Annotated in this window: 13 protein-coding genes; 10 read left to right on the top strand and 3 right to left on the bottom strand. The window is 48.7% G+C overall.

The features are described from left to right. Positions 1-28: 28 nt before the first annotated feature. Together JMI88_RS11325 and JMI88_RS11330 are read right to left on the bottom strand one after the other, a co-directional pair. Positions 29-1,075, bottom strand: coding sequence for a polysaccharide deacetylase family protein (locus JMI88_RS11325; RefSeq protein ID WP_201361936.1), 1,047 nt, complete (start codon positions 1,073-1,075; stop codon positions 29-31). Between the two features lie 108 nt (positions 1,076-1,183). Then, the gene (locus JMI88_RS11330) at positions 1,184-2,845 is read right to left on the bottom strand and encodes a N,N-dimethylformamidase beta subunit family domain-containing protein (protein WP_201361937.1); all 1,662 of its coding nucleotides are present in this window, start codon (positions 2,843-2,845) and stop codon (positions 1,184-1,186) included. Positions 2,846-3,634: 789 nt separating this feature from the next. On the opposite strand from JMI88_RS11330, the gene JMI88_RS11335 reads away from it, so the two are divergent. The 10 genes from JMI88_RS11335 (at position 3,635) to JMI88_RS11380 (ending at position 19,919) form a co-directional block, all read left to right on the top strand. Further along, positions 3,635-5,071, top strand: coding sequence for a tyrosine-protein kinase domain-containing protein (locus JMI88_RS11335; RefSeq protein WP_201361938.1), 1,437 nt, complete (start codon positions 3,635-3,637; stop codon positions 5,069-5,071). A 205-nt stretch (positions 5,072-5,276) separates the two neighbouring features. Beyond that, a complete protein-coding gene (locus JMI88_RS11340; protein WP_201361939.1) occupies positions 5,277-6,578 on the top strand; it encodes a nucleotide sugar dehydrogenase in 1,302 nt (433 codons plus the stop codon). Between the two features lie 35 nt (positions 6,579-6,613). Continuing rightward, positions 6,614-9,559, top strand: a complete 2,946-nt coding sequence (locus JMI88_RS11345; RefSeq protein WP_201361940.1) for a lipid II flippase MurJ — start codon at positions 6,614-6,616, stop codon at positions 9,557-9,559. A 76-nt stretch (positions 9,560-9,635) separates the two neighbouring features. Then, positions 9,636-10,976, top strand: a complete 1,341-nt coding sequence (locus tag JMI88_RS11350) for a glycosyltransferase family 4 protein (RefSeq protein ID WP_201361941.1) — start codon at positions 9,636-9,638, stop codon at positions 10,974-10,976. Positions 10,977-10,978: 2 nt separating this feature from the next. Further along, entirely contained in the window at positions 10,979-12,301 is a 1,323-nt protein-coding gene (locus tag JMI88_RS11355; RefSeq protein WP_201361942.1) for a glycosyltransferase family 4 protein, read from the top strand. A 22-nt stretch (positions 12,302-12,323) separates the two neighbouring features. Further along, the gene (gene asnB / locus JMI88_RS11360) at positions 12,324-14,261 is read left to right on the top strand and encodes an asparagine synthase (glutamine-hydrolyzing) (protein WP_201361943.1); all 1,938 of its coding nucleotides are present in this window, start codon (positions 12,324-12,326) and stop codon (positions 14,259-14,261) included. A gap of 22 nt (positions 14,262-14,283) precedes the next feature. Further along, complete coding sequence (gene asnB, locus JMI88_RS11365) at positions 14,284-16,221, top strand: asparagine synthase (glutamine-hydrolyzing) (protein WP_201361944.1); 1,938 nt, start codon at positions 14,284-14,286, stop codon at positions 16,219-16,221. A gap of 118 nt (positions 16,222-16,339) precedes the next feature. Continuing rightward, entirely contained in the window at positions 16,340-17,410 is a 1,071-nt protein-coding gene (locus JMI88_RS11370) for a glycosyltransferase (protein WP_201361945.1), read from the top strand. Beyond that, positions 17,397-18,695 carry a glycosyltransferase family 4 protein gene (locus JMI88_RS11375; RefSeq protein WP_201361946.1) on the top strand — a complete coding sequence of 433 codons (1,299 nt, stop codon included), beginning with the start codon at positions 17,397-17,399 and terminating at the stop codon, positions 18,693-18,695. The genes JMI88_RS11370 and JMI88_RS11375 overlap by 14 nt, the downstream gene beginning before the upstream one ends. A 267-nt stretch (positions 18,696-18,962) precedes the next feature. Beyond that, positions 18,963-19,919 carry an SDR family oxidoreductase gene (locus tag JMI88_RS11380; RefSeq protein ID WP_201361947.1) on the top strand — a complete coding sequence of 319 codons (957 nt, stop codon included), beginning with the start codon at positions 18,963-18,965 and terminating at the stop codon, positions 19,917-19,919. Between the two features lie 88 nt (positions 19,920-20,007). Here the strand turns inward: JMI88_RS11380 and JMI88_RS11385 are convergent, their stop codons facing one another. Then, positions 20,008-21,015, bottom strand: coding sequence for a Gfo/Idh/MocA family protein (locus JMI88_RS11385; RefSeq protein ID WP_201361948.1), 1,008 nt, complete (start codon positions 21,013-21,015; stop codon positions 20,008-20,010). Positions 21,016-21,065: the final 50 nt, after the last annotated feature.

A 21,065-nucleotide genomic window follows, 5' to 3' on the forward strand; every position in this document is an offset into this window, starting at 1 on the left:
CCTCAAAGATAAAAAGATATTTATTGCTCTATATATCTGCTTTTTCGTTAATAAAAGGTTTCCATAGTGGTGCGAATATACTCCAGATACCCGAGGTTTCTGCAGCAATTAAGAGCCAGTGGCGCCGCACATCTACCAGAACACGTTCCAGACGATAGGGGTCGCTCTGTGGCGTTGCAATCCCTTTTGTAGTTGTTACAGCCCAACAATATTCCGCCTCACGCACTGCCTTGAGGGCCTCCGTTCCAATATGTTCGGTGCGGCCGATAGGATAGGCAAAAGTTCGGATAGGCTTGCCCAGCCGCTCCTGCAACACCTGACGGCAGGTGGCGATTTCATAGCGCACCTCCGCTGGATCTGATAAACAGGCTAATACCGGATGATGCATGGTGTGAGCTCCAAAGGAGACAAAACCACTTTTCTGCATTTTCAGTACTTCCCCCCACGACAGGGGAATATTAACATCTTTTACCTCTTCTTCGCAAGTATTTGGTGCTATTATAGCTAAATCGTGCCTCACCTGCGTCAAAAACTGCTCTCGTTCTGCCACCGAGCGGGCGATGCGCAAACGAGCATCAATTGATTGGGCCAGAGCTTTCTGTGACTCGGGCTGCTGCAAATGATATGTCTGACCATCAAGGATAAATTCATCGAGTTGAGTCTGCTTCACCAGGCGCTCACCTTCACCCCACCAGAAATAATCTCCACTATCGATATAGCTGGGGATCAAAAAAATGGTAATAGGTACCTGCAGTTCAACGGCCGCTTGAAAAGCATGGGTATAATTATCGTGATAGCCATCATCAAACGTTATCACGACCGGTGTACGTTGCTTACTCGACTTTCTGGCAGGCGGCTGTGGAGCATATAGTTCCTCCAAGGCCTCTTCCAGATGCAGAATTCGATAATGTCGATTCAAATATTGCATATGCCGCCGGATATCACCCAGGCTCGCACGATGGTAATTTAAGATAAGCAAACGCGGCCCCCGCCGACGCATACGCCAGCGACTGAGCTTCACCAGGCCAGAATAGTAGAAAAATGCCGCAACCAGTAAACGTGCTGCTCTACGCATAAACCCCTTTTCCCTCACAGTCAATTACCAGATAGTATGGATGCTTCCCTCGTCTAGCCAGCAAAAAGTTGCCACCATTTGTCTGCTGAGACAGTCCCCGTCCCTCGCTTAAAAACTATTGGGATTATGCTTCACAATCAGTGCTGCCATCACGTTAGCCATCAAGGATTGCATTTCCGGAACGGCAGTGCTTTTGTCTCCACATTTTGGATCAACATGTGCCCGATAGTTGTCCAGGGTTGTTTCCCAATATATTGATCCGGTAGCAAAGACCAGAGCACCTGAGGGAGCAATATAGTAAGATGAATTGCTGACATCAGTCTGCTTAGTTTCGCTGCTGACTGTGGGTGATGCGCTAATAATATGCAAATTCTTTGGTGTGGTACTACTATAGGATGGATTGTCTGGTGTGCCATTAGGATCAAGATGTGCTCGATCCCATTCATAACCAACAACTCCACAGCCGTAATCCTGGTTAGGCTGTAAGTTAGTGCCCTTGAGCAATGGCAATGAGGCAGCCTGAGGCGCTACACGCCAGGGAAAACCATTTTGATCGTGGGTAAGGTTAGAGAATAAAACCCCTACCACGGCATTCTCGGGCCGACCTACCACAGGATCGCGCCACATACTGGTAACGACGGAATTATCTTTACCATACATTGGATCGCGCGCAAGGTCCTGGTTGGCGGTCTGAACCTTGTAAGAGACAATGGTACGGTTGGCACCACCAGCAGAATCAGGCTCAAAACGCATTTGCCAGTAGATAGCATTGGCCCCCATAAAGGCTAAACCAATCCCTTTGTTACGCGCATTCTCTATTGTTGTGCGCATACTCTTCGTCCAGTATTCATCATGGCCTAGAGAGATATAAGCTTTATGTTTATCCAATAGATGGGGATTCGTCTGCATATCAATGTCACTTGCGTATGAAACGTCGTAGTTGTGCTGCTCCATCCACCGCACTGTCTGCACAATAAATACCAGCACCTGACTGGCACCATTTTCGATATCATAGGGTTTATCCATGGAAACTTTGACAGCTCTCTTGGCAACCGCCGTTCCCAGGAACGCATCATCAGCATCATACAGGCTGGAACCGCCCCAATCATTATAGGCAGCATACGTAGTATCCGGCGTAACAGCGATGTATGGCGAGGTTGTTGACCCCAACACATCAAAAGGGGCGTAGGACTGCTTACCATTGGCATCAGTAAATTTCGCCAGATAAATCCCGGTAGTCCAATCTTTGGGAATATGCAAGGTATATGATGGCTTCCAGTGCGTCTCAACCAGGCCGCTATCCTTTGCCAATGTGCAGGTAGTACAGTTTACGAGATGACTACCAACGCTATCGTAGTATCCCTGGGCCTGTCCAGAAAGATTGGGAACTGAAGTCATCAAGCGCCCACCCAGGCCGCTGTACCATCCCAGTCGAAAAATATCAATACGATAAGAAGTCTGAGCCACCTGAGTGCTGATATAAAAAGTTAGAGACTTCCCTGGTTTGACAGAAGTCGCGCTCACGTACCCCTGGATTTGCGTGGTAGCTTCACTGCCTGGAGGAATCTTCCACGATGTCGTACCAGTCAATGCATTTTCACGCGTTATAGCATTATCTGAGCCCGAAGAGGCATTATCACGGCCATAGTTGAGCGTAGGCGATTGATCATTCGAGCCAACCATTAAAGATGGCGACAAGAAATAAAAACTGATCAGAGCTCCTGCAATAATAAAGATAGTCACAATCGTGACAACAGACTTGAACCTCATGCAGGATCCTCCGCATTCATTCTTTTAAGCATAGATTTATTTCTTTACAATAATACAATACAAGTAAGAGATTATTCTCCACTAGAATATAGCATTAGAAAATGATGGAGCAATGAATAATACGTTACCCCTTACAAAAATACCATAGATGTTGTGAAAAATAGATGTTCATATCGGTAGAGAATCAGTGAATCATCTGGCAAAAGTGTAGAGAAATTCATGAGATAACTTCCACCGTGGTGATTATTTAACCACGAAATACATTCAAACGTAGGAATATTTTCCTCATGGTTACATTATCTGATTGTTATCTACTATACTGTGCAAAGTATGAAATTTATGCAAAAAGTACGATATGCGGAAATGGATGCCCTGAGTGTCGTTACTATATATTGACGGCTTACTCTGGTAGCGTTATCCAGGTGATGAGTGCATAAAAATACAGTAGGGCTCATCAAATATACGAGTAAAAACCCTTACTCCCTTGCAATAGCATAAATAGTTTTATTTAGTCTCGTCCCTAAAAATAGGAGGAAACAAACATAAACCTCATGGGGTCATTATCTCAACAAAGGAGTGCTATTTTCAACGTCTTCTCAACACGAGCGACAACCTGATTCTCATCTATAGAAGGTAAGCTTTTAAGAAGAACATTGGTAAAATCAACCTTTATGTTGTTGATGTATCATAGGCAAATTTATTCATTAGTACTACACAATAGACATTTTTATGGTAATCTGACATTGTCATTTATAGATGACTAAAAAATCTGGTAAGGACGGTATTTCAATGCGGAGTACGCTAAGTCGCTATATACTACTCGCAAAACGTTGGGCATGGGTCATAATACTTGGTATGGTTATTTGTGGCGGTACAACCTACCTCGTCACCAAACTGCTGATGCAACCCGTCTATGAAGCACAAACACGCCTCCTGATTACGCTGGCGGGTACGTCACAAAACGATAGTACGACAGCGGCTATTGCTCAGCAACCAACCTATACTCAGTTGATCACCAACCCCAATGTCCTTAGTCCTGTGGCTGCCAAACACAATATGACACTTAAACAATTGAGCAGCATGGTCAAAACACAGCCTGGCACTAACACTCCTATTATTGATATTCTGGTTGATAGCACTGATCCACAGCTGGCAGCACAACTCTCCAGAGAGGTCGCACGCAGCTTCACCGATTATGCCAATACCCGTCTGGGTAGTCAGGCAAACTTTAATATCATTGACCCGGTAGTTCCAACGGACCCGGTTAGACCACGTCCTTCACAGGATTCACTGATTGGTGCTCTGGTTGGCCTGGGTCTGGCACTGGCCATTATTGTTATATTTGAATGGATAGATGATCGTCTAACCGCTCCTGAAGAGGTCAATAAATTACTGGGTATTGATGCACTAACAATCATCCCTGAGCTTTCCCGCAAACAGCGTTCACGCAATGCAGAAGAGACTCCAGAGTTGGCTGAGGGATGCCGCATTCTATGCGCCAATCTGAATATGGCACAGATGCTTCGTCCATTTAAATTAGTAATGGTAACCAGCTCAATGGCCGGCGAGGGTAAAAGCACGATCGCTGCTAATATGGCTTCATTCCTGGCTATGTCTGGCAAACGAGTGCTGCTTGTAGATGCCGATCTACGCCATCCTGTGCTGGACCAACACTTTCAGCTGGCGAATCAAAAGGGGCTCTCAAATGCTTTCCTGGAGATGTGGGCCCAGATTGAAACGGAGCTAGATGGACAGCCAACTGAGATTCCTTCACTGCGTGTCTTGACCGCTGGCGTGCTCCCATCCAATCCATCAGAGTTGCTGCAGTCCCAACTGGCCAGTCAACTCTTCAATCATTTCCGCAATACACCCAAATTTGACTATATCATTTTCGATACTCCACCTCTGCTTCCGATTGCCGATGCTCAAATTATGGCGGCATATATGCAAGTAACGATTTTGGTCGTTGATGCCTCACGCACACCACGCAAAGCAATGCTACGGGCGAAGCAAGCGCTCGCTCGAACAGGTACACGTATTCTGGGTGTGGCGCTCAATAAAAGCTACTGGCCTGAATATGGTGAGGTGCATGATTATCTGAGCAATATTCAATCGCGCCCACGGGCTGATATTGCTATGGCTATGCCGCCCCATACACCTGTTATCAATCACGCTATTGATGCCACCAATACCGCTATTCTCCCTTCTACTAACAATAAACGTTAATGAACCGGGATAATAATCAGCAGGCAGGTAGCATAATAGCGGCAGAAACATTTGGCCTGACATGGCTGCTGGTCAAGCATTTGGCCAGCTTACCATGTCAGGTATAAAAGCAACATACAGCATATATACGTCAATTTTATCTTTTTTGTAAATTTCTGTGTTTTTTGAAAAAATGTTTGAGCATATAAAAGGAAAACAAAGGTTAATGAAAAATCAACTCCTGGAGAAGATCTCCTCGCGCTCATTACGAGTTGCTATTATTGGACTTGGTTATGTGGGGCTGCCGCTAGCCGTGACTTTCGCCGAGGCCGGTTTTCAGGTTACGGGCATCGATGTTGATCAGAAAAAAGTCGATCTGGCCAATGAAGGGCAAAGCTATATCTCAGATATTGAGAGCGATAATCTACAACGCCTGGTCGCTGCAGGTACATTAAAATTCACTACCGATTTTGGTGCCCTCGATGAGGTTGACGCCATCAGTATCTGCGTCCCTACTCCGCTACGCAAAACGCGGGAACCAGATGTCTCCTATATTATTTCAGCGACCCAACAGGTACGTACCCATCTGCACGAGGGGCAGCTCATCATCCTGGAAAGCACAACCTATCCAGGCACAACAGATGAGGTGTTGCTCCCAGAGTTAGAGAACTCAGGATTAAAGGTGGGTGAAGACTTTTTCCTGGCATTCTCGCCCGAGCGCATTGACCCGGGCAATCCTAAATTCGGTACTAAAAATACACCCAAGGTGGTTGGTGGTATCACACCCTCATGCACCGAACTAGCCCAGGCTTACTATAGGGCAGCTATTGAACAGATTGTGCCAGTCACTTCGGCCCGCGTAGCTGAGATGACCAAGCTGCTTGAGAATACGTTCCGTGCCGTCAATATCGGCCTGGTCAATGAGATCGCTATTATGTGCGAAAAATTAAATATCAATGTATGGGAAGTTATTGATGCAGCAGCGACCAAACCGTTTGGCTTTATGCGCTTTCAACCCGGTCCTGGCCTGGGAGGCCACTGCATACCGGTCGATCCGCATTACCTTTCATGGAAACTAAAGACGCTGGACTACAATGCACGCTTCATCGAGCTGGCAGCTGAGATCAATAGTAGCATGCCACACTATGTGGTAAACAAGGTTATGTCCGCACTCAATGAACAGCGTCGTAGCCTGAATGGCGCAACCGTTCTGGTACTGGGTATCGCCTATAAACGCAATGTCAGCGATGTTCGCGAGTCTCCAGCCCTGGATATTATTCAGGAGTTGATTTCACATAAAGCGGTTGTGCTCTATAACGATAATTATGTCCCCTCTCTGGCGCTTCAGGGCCGCACGCTGCATTCACAACTTGTGAGTAGTGGTTTAATGCAGGCCGCGGATTGTATTGTGCTGGTGACTGACCACGACTATTATGATGTCGCTTCTATAGTTGAGGAGTCACGCTCTATCGTCGATACACGCAATATGACCAGAGGATTTCAAGACGCCAAAATATTCAGACTTTAGACCCATAAACATCACTGATAGAACGGTTAATAAACATGTCTCAATCTTTGGGCAACGGCAGAAATGATAGTCAACCATTGCTGAGCACGACAAGTGCTCGGCTGGTGGCGGTCAAAATAAAATCTGCCAATAAAAATATTTTCCGGGCTCTGCTCAGTCTGGCCTCGGCCAACTTGCTGATTCGCGTTATGGGTCTCCTGAATCAGATAGTGGTAACTGCCAAGTTTGGGCAAGATCAACATATGGATGCTTACTATGTGGCATCCCTTATTCCGACGACTCTTGCGCCGATGCTGGCCAGTGCGCTGGAGGCTTCGGTCATCCCTGCCTACTCACGGCTGCGCACTAAGGGAACGCGTGAACAGGCCTCCAAACTCTTTAGCACGCTGCTCAATCTGCTGATCGTGCTCTCCATCGTACTCACCTGCGCCATGCTCCTCTTCAAAAGAGAGTTGATATTAGGCCTGGCGAGTGGCACGATCACAGTAAGTCCAGGAACCGTGTTGATAGCGCAGGACCTGGCCCCCTTTATCTTTCCGGTGCTGGGACTGATGACACTCAATAGCTTTATGGAGTGTCTGCTCAATGCAGAAGGCAAGTTTGGCTGGCCGGCCTATGCAGGTATGCTGACTCCCCTGACCACAGCCAGTGTAGTTCTAGTTGGCGGCAATAACTTCGGTGTATTGATGCTTTGTATTGGCACGCTGATAGGACAGGTACTGCAACTGGGAGTCATTATTTACCGCGCCCATAAATCACAAATTGTCTACCGGCCCATGATAGATTTAAAACTGCCGGAACTGAAACCAATAATGGCTGCGGCCTGGCCGGCCCTCTTTGGCGGCTTGATCAGCATGGCAAGCCCAATTGTGGATACCATCTTTGGTGCATATCAGAGCGCAGGCACCATTGCAGCACTGAATAACGCGCTCAAGCTCAATGGCGTGCCCACGGGTGTTCTGTTCGCGGCCGTCGGTCGGGCAGCCTTGCCGTATCTGGCCAGCCAGGCCGCCATTAAGGATATGCGAGCCTTCAAAGGAACGCTACGGCTCTATCTATGGATCGTGGGCATAGCTACGCTGGCCCTGACCTTTGTCATGACGTTTGGGGCCCGGATAATCATCGCGATCATCTTTGAGCATGGCCATTTTACGGCGCACGATGCCGATACGACCGCCTGGATTCTAGCTGGCTTATCGATTGGTATGTTCCCAACCGCCATCGGCTTCATTGTGTCGCGTGCATTCAGCGCCCTGGGCAAAACGCGTGTCTTGATGGGGGTTAGCGTCTTTAGCGTCTTTGCTAATGCCGCTTTTGATGCCATCTTTGGCCGCCTATGGGGAGGCTTTGGTATCGCGTTTGGCACCTCCCTCTACTACTTCTGCACGATGATCATTTTGCTCGTTACCCTACGCATGATGATTGGAAAATTGAATCTGCTGACCCCACCCAAAGAGTTATTGGATATGATCTGGAAGGTGGGAATGGGACAGTACTATATTAAGTGGGTCAACTGGAAGGAAGGCGGTATGAGGGATTTTGGCCTGACATATGCTTTCCGCAAAAGGGCAATGCAAGTAATTTTCGCATTATCCATTTTTGCAGCCGGGGCCGCTGGCGCTGTGCAGAATGCCACCCTCACAGTACGTATAGCCTTTGGGTCTCTGGCGGTTTTCGCCCTCTTGCGTTATCAATACCTGCTAGTCCTGGCCTGGGCCTGTATCAATGTATTCATTGGTTCGGCTTTGCCATTGTTTAATGGTAATAATCTACTTTCGGGTCTAACGCTGCCGACACTCTTGCTGCTCTTTTATGTTCCAACCAAAGAGGCCTTCAAGCGTCTACCAGCGCTTCCATTCTGGTTATTCTACTTCATCTGGATTCTGCTGGGTATGGGCATTTCGCCGATCCCATTATCAGAATTTATGACCATCTGGACCACTGAGCTGGATTTCTTTGCTGTTAGTGTGCTGGTTGTGCTGGTGATTGATTCGCGCCAGAAGTTGATTGGCTTTATCGATGCGATGATTGCGCCCGCCATCTTTATCGCGCTCTATGGACTATATGGCTTTACGATCCACCAGCATGGTGTGGTCGATCCAACCACGGGCTACTTCCGTATTAGCTCGATTTTCTATGATACGCCACCAACATTGGGTCTCTATCTGTCAGTGCTCATTCCCATTACCATCTATCGTATCTTTACCATGCGTAGCTTCCTCAAGATATGCGGAGGCATCGCTGTATTGCTCTTATTAATGCTAGCACTGGGACTTACTTTTAATCGAGGCACGTTGCTCGCCGTAGCTGTCGGGTTGGTAGTTACTGTACTATTCCTGCCTTCCAATAAGATGCGCGGCATCGCTATAGGTGCGGGTACTGCTATCATGGGCCTGGTCTTTCTAGGCACGTCTCTGGCTAACATCCCTCTTCTGAGCCGCTTTTCCAATAGCGATATTTCATCGCTTAATGGCCGTACCTATCTGTGGCAGGCATTGATCAATCACTTTGATCCAGCTCAGCTTCTGGGATATGGCTTGAAGTCTTCAGATGTTTTGTTGACCCAACTACAGGTTGGTTTCGGCGGCGGCGTCATCGCCACTGCTGCACACAACATCTATCTGGAATCTATGTTTGAGCATGGCATCATAGGCCTGATACTTATGTCGTTCGGCTTTATCGCCTTTGGCTGGTGCCTGCTAAAAAAATACTTTACGGGCAAAAGCTTCGAGCAAAAACTGTTACTGGCGATTGCCTTCGGTACGCTGGTGAGCATTGTTATCCAGGGATATGAGTCCAACGACATCTGGAACCAGGGAGTGGGTATCTATTTCTTCATTCTGATGGCCCTACCATTTTGTCGCTATTGGGATAAAGAACAACAATCAAGCAGAACTTCTGAGGTAGATGCACAGGAACAGGATGACCAGGAGAATGCAGAAGGCGCTCAGACAGAGCAAGAAGAGCTTACCATGGCCTGAAGAAGCAAAATAGCAATGCGTTTTACTCGGATCAGAAAAAACGCTGGCGGAACAATAGCATGTAAGGAGAGGCTTCGTGGAAAATAATCCGCAGGATCAGCTGCGTATTTGTATGGTCGCTTTCTTGTATGCACCAATTATTGGCGGGGCGGAAACACGCGCAGCCAAACAGGCTCATCGCCTGCTTGAATTGGGTCATAAAGTTGTCATTGTAACATTACAACATGAAAAATCCTGGAAAAAATCTGAATTAGTAGATGGCGTTCGGGTTATCCGCATCGGTGGATCTTTTAATCGACGTGGCAGGTTAAGAGTAGGTCGGCTCGGGCATCTGCCGATAGACTTACTGATGTTCTTGCAGTTGTGGCGCATGCGTCATCATTATGACATTTTGCATACAATTCAACTCTCGCCCCTATCGGGTGTGGCAGCGTTGATGGGTAAACTGACGGGAAAGCCAGTTATTGTCAGTATTCCCAGCACAGGACCCGGTAAAAAGCCGAAACCAGAAGAGGCCATCATGATGGTGGACACGCTGGCCGGTAAGCTGAGCGACACTAGCTTTTTGAAGGTAGACTATGCCGATGTGGTGGTGGGCGATATGCAACATATGAGAAAAACTGCTATTGGTGGTGGGCTAATCCTGAATTTCTTGAAAAAATCTGATGCTTTTTACCAAATTCTTAGCACGCGCAGCTTTGGCTATATGACATCCAATGGCTTTCGCAGCAATAAAATTGTCCATATTCCTAATGGTATCGAAATTGAAAAATTTAATCCTGCCCCCGAACTACGACCGGATCCCAATAGACCTGAGCGCGATATTCTATGTGTGGCGCGCCTGCAATATCCCAAAGGTGTAGATGTATTGCTCCATGCCTGGAAACGTATGCTTGACGAGCCAGTTGCCTGGCGAGCCGACCTGAAGCCACGTTTGCTAATCGCCGGCACAGGACAGTCGGAAGAGCAGCTAAAACGCCTGGCGAGAGAATTGAATGTGGAGGAGAGTGTTGTCTTCCTGGGAGCGCGGAAAGATGTGGTTGACTTGCTGCACAGGTGCTGGGGCTTTGTGTTGCCATCGCGCTGGGAAGGTATGCCCAATGCCTTGCTGGAGGCGATGAGTTGCGCAGTTCCGTGTATTGCAACCAATGTCAGCGGCAGTGAGGATATTGTAGTGGATGGCGTTAATGCGTTGCTGATCGAACCTGAACAACCAGCCGAGCTGGCAACGGCACTGCAACGTTTAATATCTGATAGTGATCTGGCCCGGCGCTTAGCAGCGGCAGGACGAGAAACCGTTATATGCAATTATCAAATGACTCATATTGCTGATCAATTTATAGATTTCTATCGTCAAACACTTCATAAGGAGTCCCGAACCCCTTCTAAGGTTCTTGATGGCGTGGGAGAAATATGATTATGGAACGTAAACCACGTATATGTATTGCAATTACTACATTTTATCCCTATGTCGGTGGCGCGGAAACTCAGACCCTGGCTCAGTGTCAGCGCCTGGTTGAGTCGGGCTACCAAACGCAAGTTATTACTTTTCGTCATAAACATATCTGGCCGCTCACCGATACGCTAAAGGGTGTTCCTGTGAGGCGTATCGCCGGTTCGCTGCTAGGTAAACGCGATAGATTGCCACGCATAGTTCAGCGCCTACTCTATTTCCTGGCCATGTTTATTATGGCCAGAACTATCTGGCGCGAGCGTAACAACTTTGATGTTTTACAGGTCTGTCAGTTCAGCCTGTTGGTATTGCCACTCTCCATTGTCTGCTATTTCGCAAAAAAACCAATGACCATTATTGTCATCAGCGCGGGCGCAGAGAAGCCAACCAAGACCAATGAGTCCGCAAAGTTACTGGCGGGTTCTCTTGATCCTACTCTTCCCTGGCTACAGGTGGATGGAAAAACCTGGATTGATGGCGATCTTTACGGCCTCCAGGCAGCCGGTCGGGGAGCTGTAAACCTCACCCGCAGCTTGCTCAAACGTATCCATGCCGTCGTCATTGTGCTCAGCAAACGCTCGGAGCGCTATTTAAAAGATAACGGCTTTGATGATCTAGATACCCAGCTTATTCCTAATGGCGTTGATACAGCACGTTTTCATCCTGATCCCCAGATCCCAGTTACCGCAGAGCGGGCCAGGACGGTGGTTTGTGTCTCAAAAGCACGCTGGGAAAAAGGATTGGATGTGCTGCTACAGGCCTGGCACCTGGTTCATGCACAACAACCCGAGGCACGTCTGGTGATTGTGGGTAGCGGCCCTGTGTTACCCCAGTTAGAACAACTGGCGGCCGCGCTGGGCATCACGGAAAGCGTGAAGTTTGCCGGACTGCAAAGCGATGTACCAGGACAGTTACAGCGCGGCTTGATCGGCATTCTACCTTCACGCTGGGAAGGTATGCCCAATGCCTTGCTAGAGGCCATGGGCAGTGGTCTGGCCTGTATCGCTACACGAGTCAGTGGTAGCGAGGATGTCATTGAGCATGGCGTTAATGGTCTGCTGGTTGAAAGTGAAGATTATACAGCGATGTCACAGGCCCTGTTAACGTTACTGCAGGATCCTCAACTGGCTCAGCAGTATGGAGCGGCTGCCAGCGCACTTATTCAACGCTCGTACACGCTTGAACATGTGTTAAGCCTCTATACATCAATTTATCAGCGCCTGACAGCACATAGCGAGCAACCAACTGATGATTTTGTACCGTCAGAAAGCTGCTCGGTTACTCCATAATACCTGAAAGGATATACTTTCCATGTGTGGAATAGCGGGATTCGTAAATGTGCCATGTGGATATGAGCATGCGGAACAGCTTATCGATGACATGTGCCAAATCATCCGCCATCGCGGCCCCGACGATCAAGGAACATGGGTTGGCAATGGCATAGATAATGGAACGTGCGCGGCGCTGGGTATGCGCCGCCTCTCCATTATTGATCTGGCTGGCAGCCATCAGCCAATTTTTAACGAAGATCAGAGTATGATGATCGTTTTCAATGGCGAAATCTACAATTACCAGGAACTTCAACAGAACCTACGGGCCCGTGGTCATCAGTTCCGCACCAATGGAGATACGGAGACCATCCTGCACGCCTATGAAGAGTATGGCGATGACTGTGTTAATTTTCTGCGCGGAATGTTTACATTCGCGATCTGGGATATCAAACGGCAGCGTCTCTTCGCGGCCCGGGATCGCTTTGGTAAGAAGCCCCTCAATTACTACTGGGACGGTCAACAGCTTATCTTTGGTTCAGAGATTAAATCGATCCTGGAAGCGGGCGTCCCACGCGAGGTCAATCCTCTGGCCCTGGATGAATATCTGGTCTATCGCTATGTACCTTCCCCACTGACGATGTTCAAGAATATTATGAAGGTGCCAGCAGCCCATATTCTTATTTATGAGAATGGGAGGATCAGTACGAAACGTTACTGGGACATCTCCTTTGCCCATACCTGCAACGATGATGAGGCCACTGCCATTGAGCACACACGCAGCTTATTAGAAGAGGCCACGCGTATTCGCCTGATGAGTGAAGTTCCCCTTGGCGCTTTCTTAAGCGGCGGGTTGGACTCAAGCGTGGTTGTTGGCATAATGAGCAAATTGATGTCCCAGCCGGTTAAGACCTTTTCAATTGGTTTTGAAGAGGATTCTTTCAATGAGCTTCCTCATGCACGCAAGGTGGCGCAGCATTTTGGTACCGACCATCATGAATTCTTTGTCAAATATGATCTGGTGTCGATTCTGCCACAGCTGGTCTGGGACTATGATGAGCCCTTCGCAGATTCGTCTATGCTGCCAACCTACTACGTTTCTAAGCTGGCCCGGGAACATGTGACCGTGTCATTGAGTGGCGATGGCGGTGATGAAATCTTTGGAGGCTATGAGCAATACAGGCGCGAGTATCAGATTTATCAGATTCCACGCCTCCTGCGCGGTACTATGGCACGAGCCTCCTACCTCTTGCCCAACAATGTACGCGGCAAAAAACGCCTGCAAACCTGGTTACGCGACTATGGTACGCGCAGCATTGAAGCTGCCATGCTGTTTCCCGATTACACCAGAAGCGCCCTCTATAGCAAGGATTTTTATCATCTGGTGCAGGGGCACATGCCATTTGAACGCCATCTGGGCCTCTACCACTCAGTTCAGCATCTTAATCCGACCGCCCGCATGCAGTATGTTGATACTTTGACCTACCTCACAGATGATATTCTCGTCAAAGTTGACAAGGCCAGCATGTTTAATTCACTGGAGACACGGGCTCCCCTACTCGACCATCATCTGGCAGAATATGTCGCATCCTTAAATCCTTCACTACGCATCAACAATGGTCGCATTCGTGACGGCCATGGCAAGTACTTATTAAAGAAAATGGCCAGTGAACTGCTGCCGCCTGAGATTCTGGAACGGCCCAAACGTGGCTTTGCGGTCCCCATCCATACCTGGTTCCGCAAAGATGTGCAGAGCTATGCCCATGATGTGCTCAATTCGAGCCAGGCGAAGGGACGCAATATCTTTAGTCAGGAGATGCTGCACAATCTGCTCAGCACCGATGGAGGCCATCCCCTGACCAATCACAGTGAGGTCCTCTGGTCGCTATTATGTCTGGAATTATGGTACCAAACTTTTATAGATGAGCCGGGTCGAACAACGGCAAAAATTACAACTTCTTCTTATACAATCAAAAAATAATGAGTGAGAAAAGGGAGCGTTTATGTGCGGCATTTGTGGAATTTATAACTCACACAGCGGCGAACCGGTTTCCCCGCAATTAATAGATTCTATGACACGCTTAATAGCTCACCGAGGGCCAGACGATAGTGGCGCTCACATCGATGGTCCACTCGGTCTAGGCTTTGCTCGCCTGAGCATTATCGACCTTAGCGGCGGCCATCAGCCTATGTGCAATGAAACAGGTGATATCTGGATCGTCTTTAATGGTGAAATCTGGAATTATAAAGAACTACGGAAAACACTACAAGAAAAAGGCCATGTCTTTCAAACCAATAGCGATACTGAGACCATTGTGCATGCTTATGAAGAATATGGCGTTGATTGCGTTGAGCGCTTGCATGGTATGTTTGGCTTTGCGATCTGGGATGGGCCGCGTCGGCGCCTCTTGCTGGCACGCGATAAAGCTGGCAAAAAGCCCCTGTACTATACTTGCCTGAATGGGGATGTCGTCTTTGGCTCAGAGATTAAGGCCATCCTGGGACATCCACGGGTAAAGCGGGAAGTAGATGTACAGGCGATGGCCGATTTTCTCAGTGTTCGCTATGTCCCAGCCCCAGCTACTCTCTTCAAAAACATTACCAAGGTCAAACCGGGACATTGGGTGCTCTTTGAAAATGAGACGATGCGGGAAGAGTGCTATTGGGATTTCAAATTTAAAGAAACAGAGAAACGCCCGATCCCCGAGTATCTGGAAGGCATTAAACAGCATGTTCACCGGGCCGTTGAGGAGCGCATGATGGCCGATGTGCCGGTTGGCGCCATGCTTAGCGGTGGAGTCGATTCGAGCATTATTTCCGGCATCATGAGCACGCTTACCCCGCATAAGGTCAAGACCTTTTCGGTCGGCTTCGATCATCCCGAATACAGTGAGCTCCCTTATGCGCGCATGGTAGCCAATCACTTTGGTACCGATCATCATGAGCTGGTCGTCAATTCTTCAGACCTCACACAGTATTGGCCATTGCTGACCTGGCATCGCGACGAGCCAGTTAGTGAGCCATCTGATCTGGGTGTTTATCTGGTGTCGAAACTGGCCCGCCAGCATGTCACGGTCGTACTCTCAGGAGAGGGAGCTGATGAGCTTTTTGCCGGCTATCCCAAATACGTGGTGGACTGGATGGCGCGCTACTACCACATTCTGCCAGCGTCGCTACGCGATCAAGTGATCCAACCACTATTAGAGCGCTTACCCTATAGTATGCGTAAGCTTAAGACGGCGGCCCGCAATATCTCTCAACCAGCACCACAACGCTGGATGAACTGGTTTGGCATCTTCAATGGTCCATTAAAAGAACAGTTGCTGGCCGATGAGACGAAAATGGCCATCAACCTGGATGCCAGTCGTGAGTTCCGACACTGGCTCCAAAAGAATCCGCAGCGTGACAACCTCTCTTCGATGTTGTACCTGGACACAAAAATCTGGCTCCCGGACAATCTACTGATGAAGGGCGATAAGATGACGATGGCGGCCTCGCTGGAGTCACGAATTCCAATGTTGGACTATAAACTGATCGAATATGCGGCCAACATTCCATCCGGGGTGAAGATCAGGTCGCTCAAAACCAAGTATCTATTAAAACAGGCCTTTGCAGATTTCTTGCCGGCGCCTATTCTGACGCGCAAAAAAATGGGGTTTAATGTGCCAACCGGGATCTGGTTCCGTGAGGGTCAGCGCGACCTGATTAGCAAACTCTTGCTTTCAGATCGCATCCGCAGTCGTGGCTACTTCAATGATACATATATCGAGAAGATGGTTCAGGATCATTTGAGTGGTAAGACCAATTATCAAGCTCAAATCTTCACACTGGCCAGTCTGGAACTCTGGTTCCGCGTCTTTATTGATACGCCCAGTCTGACTAAGCCCGAGGGTTCCGTCTCAGAACTGCTGGCGGAAGAGCCATATGCATCTATTGTATAGCCGAAGGCGCGAACTTCATGTCTTCCAGATATGCTCTAAATAGCAATAACGAAATTCATAAAATAAAAAATAAAGAATTGATTTAGCGCTCTACTATCCGGAAAGGATCTACAACAGAATGCCTAAGAAAACAGTTACTCCCTTCCGTGTCCTGATGGTTACCGGCATCTACCCGACGGATGAAAAGCCCCATGCAGGCACCTTCGTGAAAAGCCAGGTTGACTCGCTGATCGAAGCGGGTCTGGAAGTTGATGTTCTCCATCCCAGGGTTGGTATTCCTTCACCACTGCGCTATGCCTCAGCCTTGTTCCAGATCTGGCGGGCCGCCCTGAGTGGGCGCTATAACGTGATCAATGGTCAGTATGGATTGTGGTGCGTTATCTGCCGCCTCCAATGGGGTATTCCCGTGGTGGCCGCCTACCTGGGCGATGATATTCTGGGAACCGTAACTGCACAAGGTGGCCATAGCTTTAAAGGTAACTTTGTAGCTATGCTGAGCCGTCAGCTCTGTTACTGGGTCGAAGCGGTTATCGTGAAGTCGGAGCAAATGAAAAGAAGGGCGCGCGGACCCCAACAAAAAATCTACGTCATCCCTGATGGTGTCAACTTCTCGCAGTTCCATCCTGTGCCACGTTCAGAGATACGTGCAGAGCTAGGCTGGGACCAGAACAAATATTATGTGCTCTTTAGCAATAATCCTAAGATCCCGGTGAAGAATTATGCGCTGGCTAAAGCAGCCGTTGACCGTGTATGCGATAAGGGCGTTGATATTGAGCTGGTGGTGGCCACTGGCCTGCCACATGAAATGGTGGTGAAGTATATGAATGCCAGCAATGCTCTGATCCTATCATCACATGCCGAGGGCTCGCCCAATGTGGTGAGAGAAGCCATGGCCTGCAACGTTCCAGTGGTAAGCACCGATGTCGGCGATGTGCGCGACGTTATTGGGCATACAAAGGGCTGCACCGTTTGCACTCCCAATAACGTTGAGGAGATGGCCGCCGGTATTGAAGTAGCTCTGGCACACACTGAGCGCACTACCGGACGTGCCGACACCCAGCACCTGGATGGGAAAGTGATTGCCCAACGGATCATCGATGTCTATGAGAAAGCCACCGGTCTGAAAATTCCCCGCAATACGACAGCAGCAGAAATACCGGTAAAGGAGACCGCTTATGCCCAGGAATAAGAAAGTGCTTCTCCTGGTAGAAAATCTTTCGGTTCCTGCTGATCCACGTGTCTGGCGCGAGGCCCAAACCTTGCGCCAGCACGGCTACCAGGTCAGTATTATCTGCCCACGTGGTGAGACACGCGATACCGAAAGCTATGTCTACCTGGACGGCATCTCTATCTATCGCTATACCCTTGATACTACCATACACAAATCAATCGATTATATGCGTGAATATGCGGTCGCCATGCTCAACACGCTGCGCTTGAGCTTTAAGATCTGGCGGCGGCACGGCTTTGATGTCATTCATGCTGCTAATCCACCAGATACTTTTTTCATGATTGGACTGCTCTATCGCATGCTGGGGAAAAAGTTTATTTTCGATCAGCACGATCTGGCACCGGAAATGTTTGCCATTAAGTTTCAGGGGCGTATGAAATTGATTCAACGCTGCCTGCAGTTGTGCGAGACGCTCTCATACAAAACTGCCAATCTGGTGATCACGACCAATGAGTCGCAGAAACGCAACGCCCTCAAACGTGGTGGTTGCGCTCCTGAGAAGGTTGTGGTAGTACGCAACGGACCAGACGATACACGCTTTACCGTGCTTACGCCCGAGCCTGAATTGAAGCGAGGACGTCCCTACCTGCTGGCCTATATCGGGGTAATGGCCTCACAGGATGGGGTGGATTATGTGCTTTACGCCCTCAACGAGTTGATCAATAAACGTGGACGTCAGGATATCGGACTGGTTCTGATGGGCGACGGCGATCAATTAACACTGTTAAAAAATCTGACCGAAGATTTGCAGTTGACGGATTATGTCCATTTTGCGGGCTGGGTGGGTAAACACGATCTCTTGCGCTACCTCAGCGTCGCAGACATTGGGCTATGCCCTGATCCCAGCAATCAGCTCAACGATCACAGTACGATGCTCAAGACGATGGAATATATGGCTATGGGGCTGCCAGTGGTGGCCTTTGATCTGCTGGAGACGCGCTACTCGGCGCAGGAGGCGGCACTCTATGCCACCGCGAATCGCGTCGAGGATTTCGCAGATAAGATCGAGATCTTGCTGGCGGATGCCGCCCTGCGGCAAAAAATGGGGAATTATGGTCGCCAGCGCATCGAAGAGGAGCTTAGCTGGAACCAGACCTCAAAACATCTCATATCTGCCTACCAACAGCTCTTTGCGCAGGACAACACGGCAAATGTGGAGCAAGTCCGCAAAACCAGCGCAGAACAGGTTGTCACTGAAACGGGATCGGTTGCCGATAACATTTCTGTATCAACAACCGAATAAGGCCCAATAGATATACTGATCGTTTAATACATGGACGTCTAAATACCAGAGTTTACCTCTGTGTATTCACAAATAGCGATATTCATGTTATGACAGCAGCTCATTTTACAATATAACACATACTATAGCTATTAAACAGGCGTTTTAACCTGATTCGGGTGTATTCTGGTAAAGTAGTAATTGTTATAAGCTTAATTTATGCGAAGAAAGGGGTTGTGCACAGTCTATTCTTACTATTAGATAGGTACTAGTGTCACATACATTATTATGAGTTCAGCACGCTATTTAGTTACTGGTGGAGCAGGATTTATCGGCTCGCACATTACCGCGACGCTCCTGAAACAGGGTGAAAATGTTCGCATTTTAGATAATTTTGCTACTGGCCGTGAAAGCAATTTAAAAGCATTTGAAGGGCTAGCCGGAACCGTCGAGGTAGTACGCGCCGACATTCGCGATCTCGAGGCAGTCGCACAGGCGGCACAGGGAGTGGAGGTTGTTTTTCACCAGGCCGCACTGGCTTCTGTCCCCCGCTCAATTGCCGATCCTGTAAGTTCACTGGAAGTCAATGTCAACGGCACACAAAATGTGCTGATAGCAGCCAGGGATGCTGGTGTGCGCCGGGTCGTTTTTGCCAGCTCATCATCAGTCTATGGCAATACGCCAACCTTACCCAAGCATGAGGGCATGCCCACCTCGCCCATGTCACCGTATGCAGTACATAAGCTGACCGGAGAGCTACTCTGTTCTGTCTTTCACAGCATCTATGGCCTGGAAACAGTAGCGTTGCGTTACTTCAACGTCTTTGGTCCACGCCAGGATCCCAAATCTGAATATGCAGCCGTTATTCCCCGCTTCCTGACTGCCTTGCTCAACCAGGAACAGCCAATCGTCTTTGGTGACGGAGAACAGACGCGTGACTTCACTTTTGTCGCCAACGTGGTCCAGGCTAATCTCAAAGCAGCTACCGCACCTGACGCGGTAGGACAGGCCATGAATATTGGCTGCGGCGAGCGTATCTCTCTCAATGAGGTCTTGCGCATTGCCAGCGAGTTGCTGGAAACCAGCCCGGATATCTCCTATCGCGATCCTCGTCCGGGAGATGTTAAAGATAGTCTGGCCGACATTAGCAAAGCACAGCGCCTACTCGGCTACGATCCTACCATCAAGTTTACCGAAGGCTTATCTCAGACATTGGAGTCTCTGCGCGTGGGTTTATCCAGATAATCAAGGCGCATCAGATACCAAAAAGGATGAGCGTTCTCAACAATAGTAAGAGAACGCTCATCCTTTTTGGTTAGACAGCCCTGCTGGACTATTGCACGGCCACAGCAGTATTGATAGCCTCTTGCTTCTCCAATGCCGCCTGCGCAGCCTCTAGAACGCGTACAACTGCCAGACCAACCTCGCCATTGGCTCGCGGCTGATTGCCGGTGCGGATCGAATTCACAAAATCTTCGCATTCCAGGCGCAGCGGCTCAACCCAGTCGATATGAGGTATGGTGATTGCTCCGTGGCGATAGGAGACAACTGGATCAGCGTGTACATCCGCGCCCTTATTATAGACCTTGATCATCTCGGAGGGATTGGTGTCATCATAAACAACCATCCTGGCATCGCCAATGACCGTGACGCGGCGAATTTTGCAGGGATGCAACCAGCTGACGTGAACGTGAGCCGTCATTTGATCGGCAAACTCTAAGTCCAGGTGCGCAATGTCACAGATATGCGACTGCAGATGGGCATTCGCCTGCACTTTCACGCGCTCAGGTTCCTTGCCAAATAGATAGAGAAGTATCGATATATCGTGTGGTGCCAGATCCCAGATCACATTAATATCACTGCGGAACAAGCCTAAATTGACGCGCTCGGCCTCAACGCAATAGATCCTTCCAAGATCTCCGTTTTGCACCAGCTTGCGTAGCTCGTTAACAGCTGGACTGTATTCAAAGGTATGGCCAACCATAAGGATTAGATTGCGCTGGTGGGCCAACTCTACTAATTCCTCGGCTTCCGCAACACTGGCAGTAAGCGGTTTCTCGACCAGAACATGCTTATCATGGAGCAACGCTTCTTTCGCCAGGCGGTAGTGAGCACGCACAGGTGCCGCAATCACCACCCCATCAACGTCCGAATTTAATATATCATGAAAATCGGTGGTGGTTTTAATCCAGGGTTGATTTACAGCGATAGACGTCAGGCGACTCTGGTCAAGATCAGCTACCATGGTCACCGATACCTGAGAAAGGCCATCCAGGTTACGAGCAATCTTTGGCCCCCAATATCCCCAACCAACTAGACCAAAACGTAGATCTGTTCTCATTTATATATTCCTTATAATGCCCTACTTTATGAAGCTCTACATTGAAATAC

The organism is Dictyobacter formicarum (assembly GCF_016587435.1).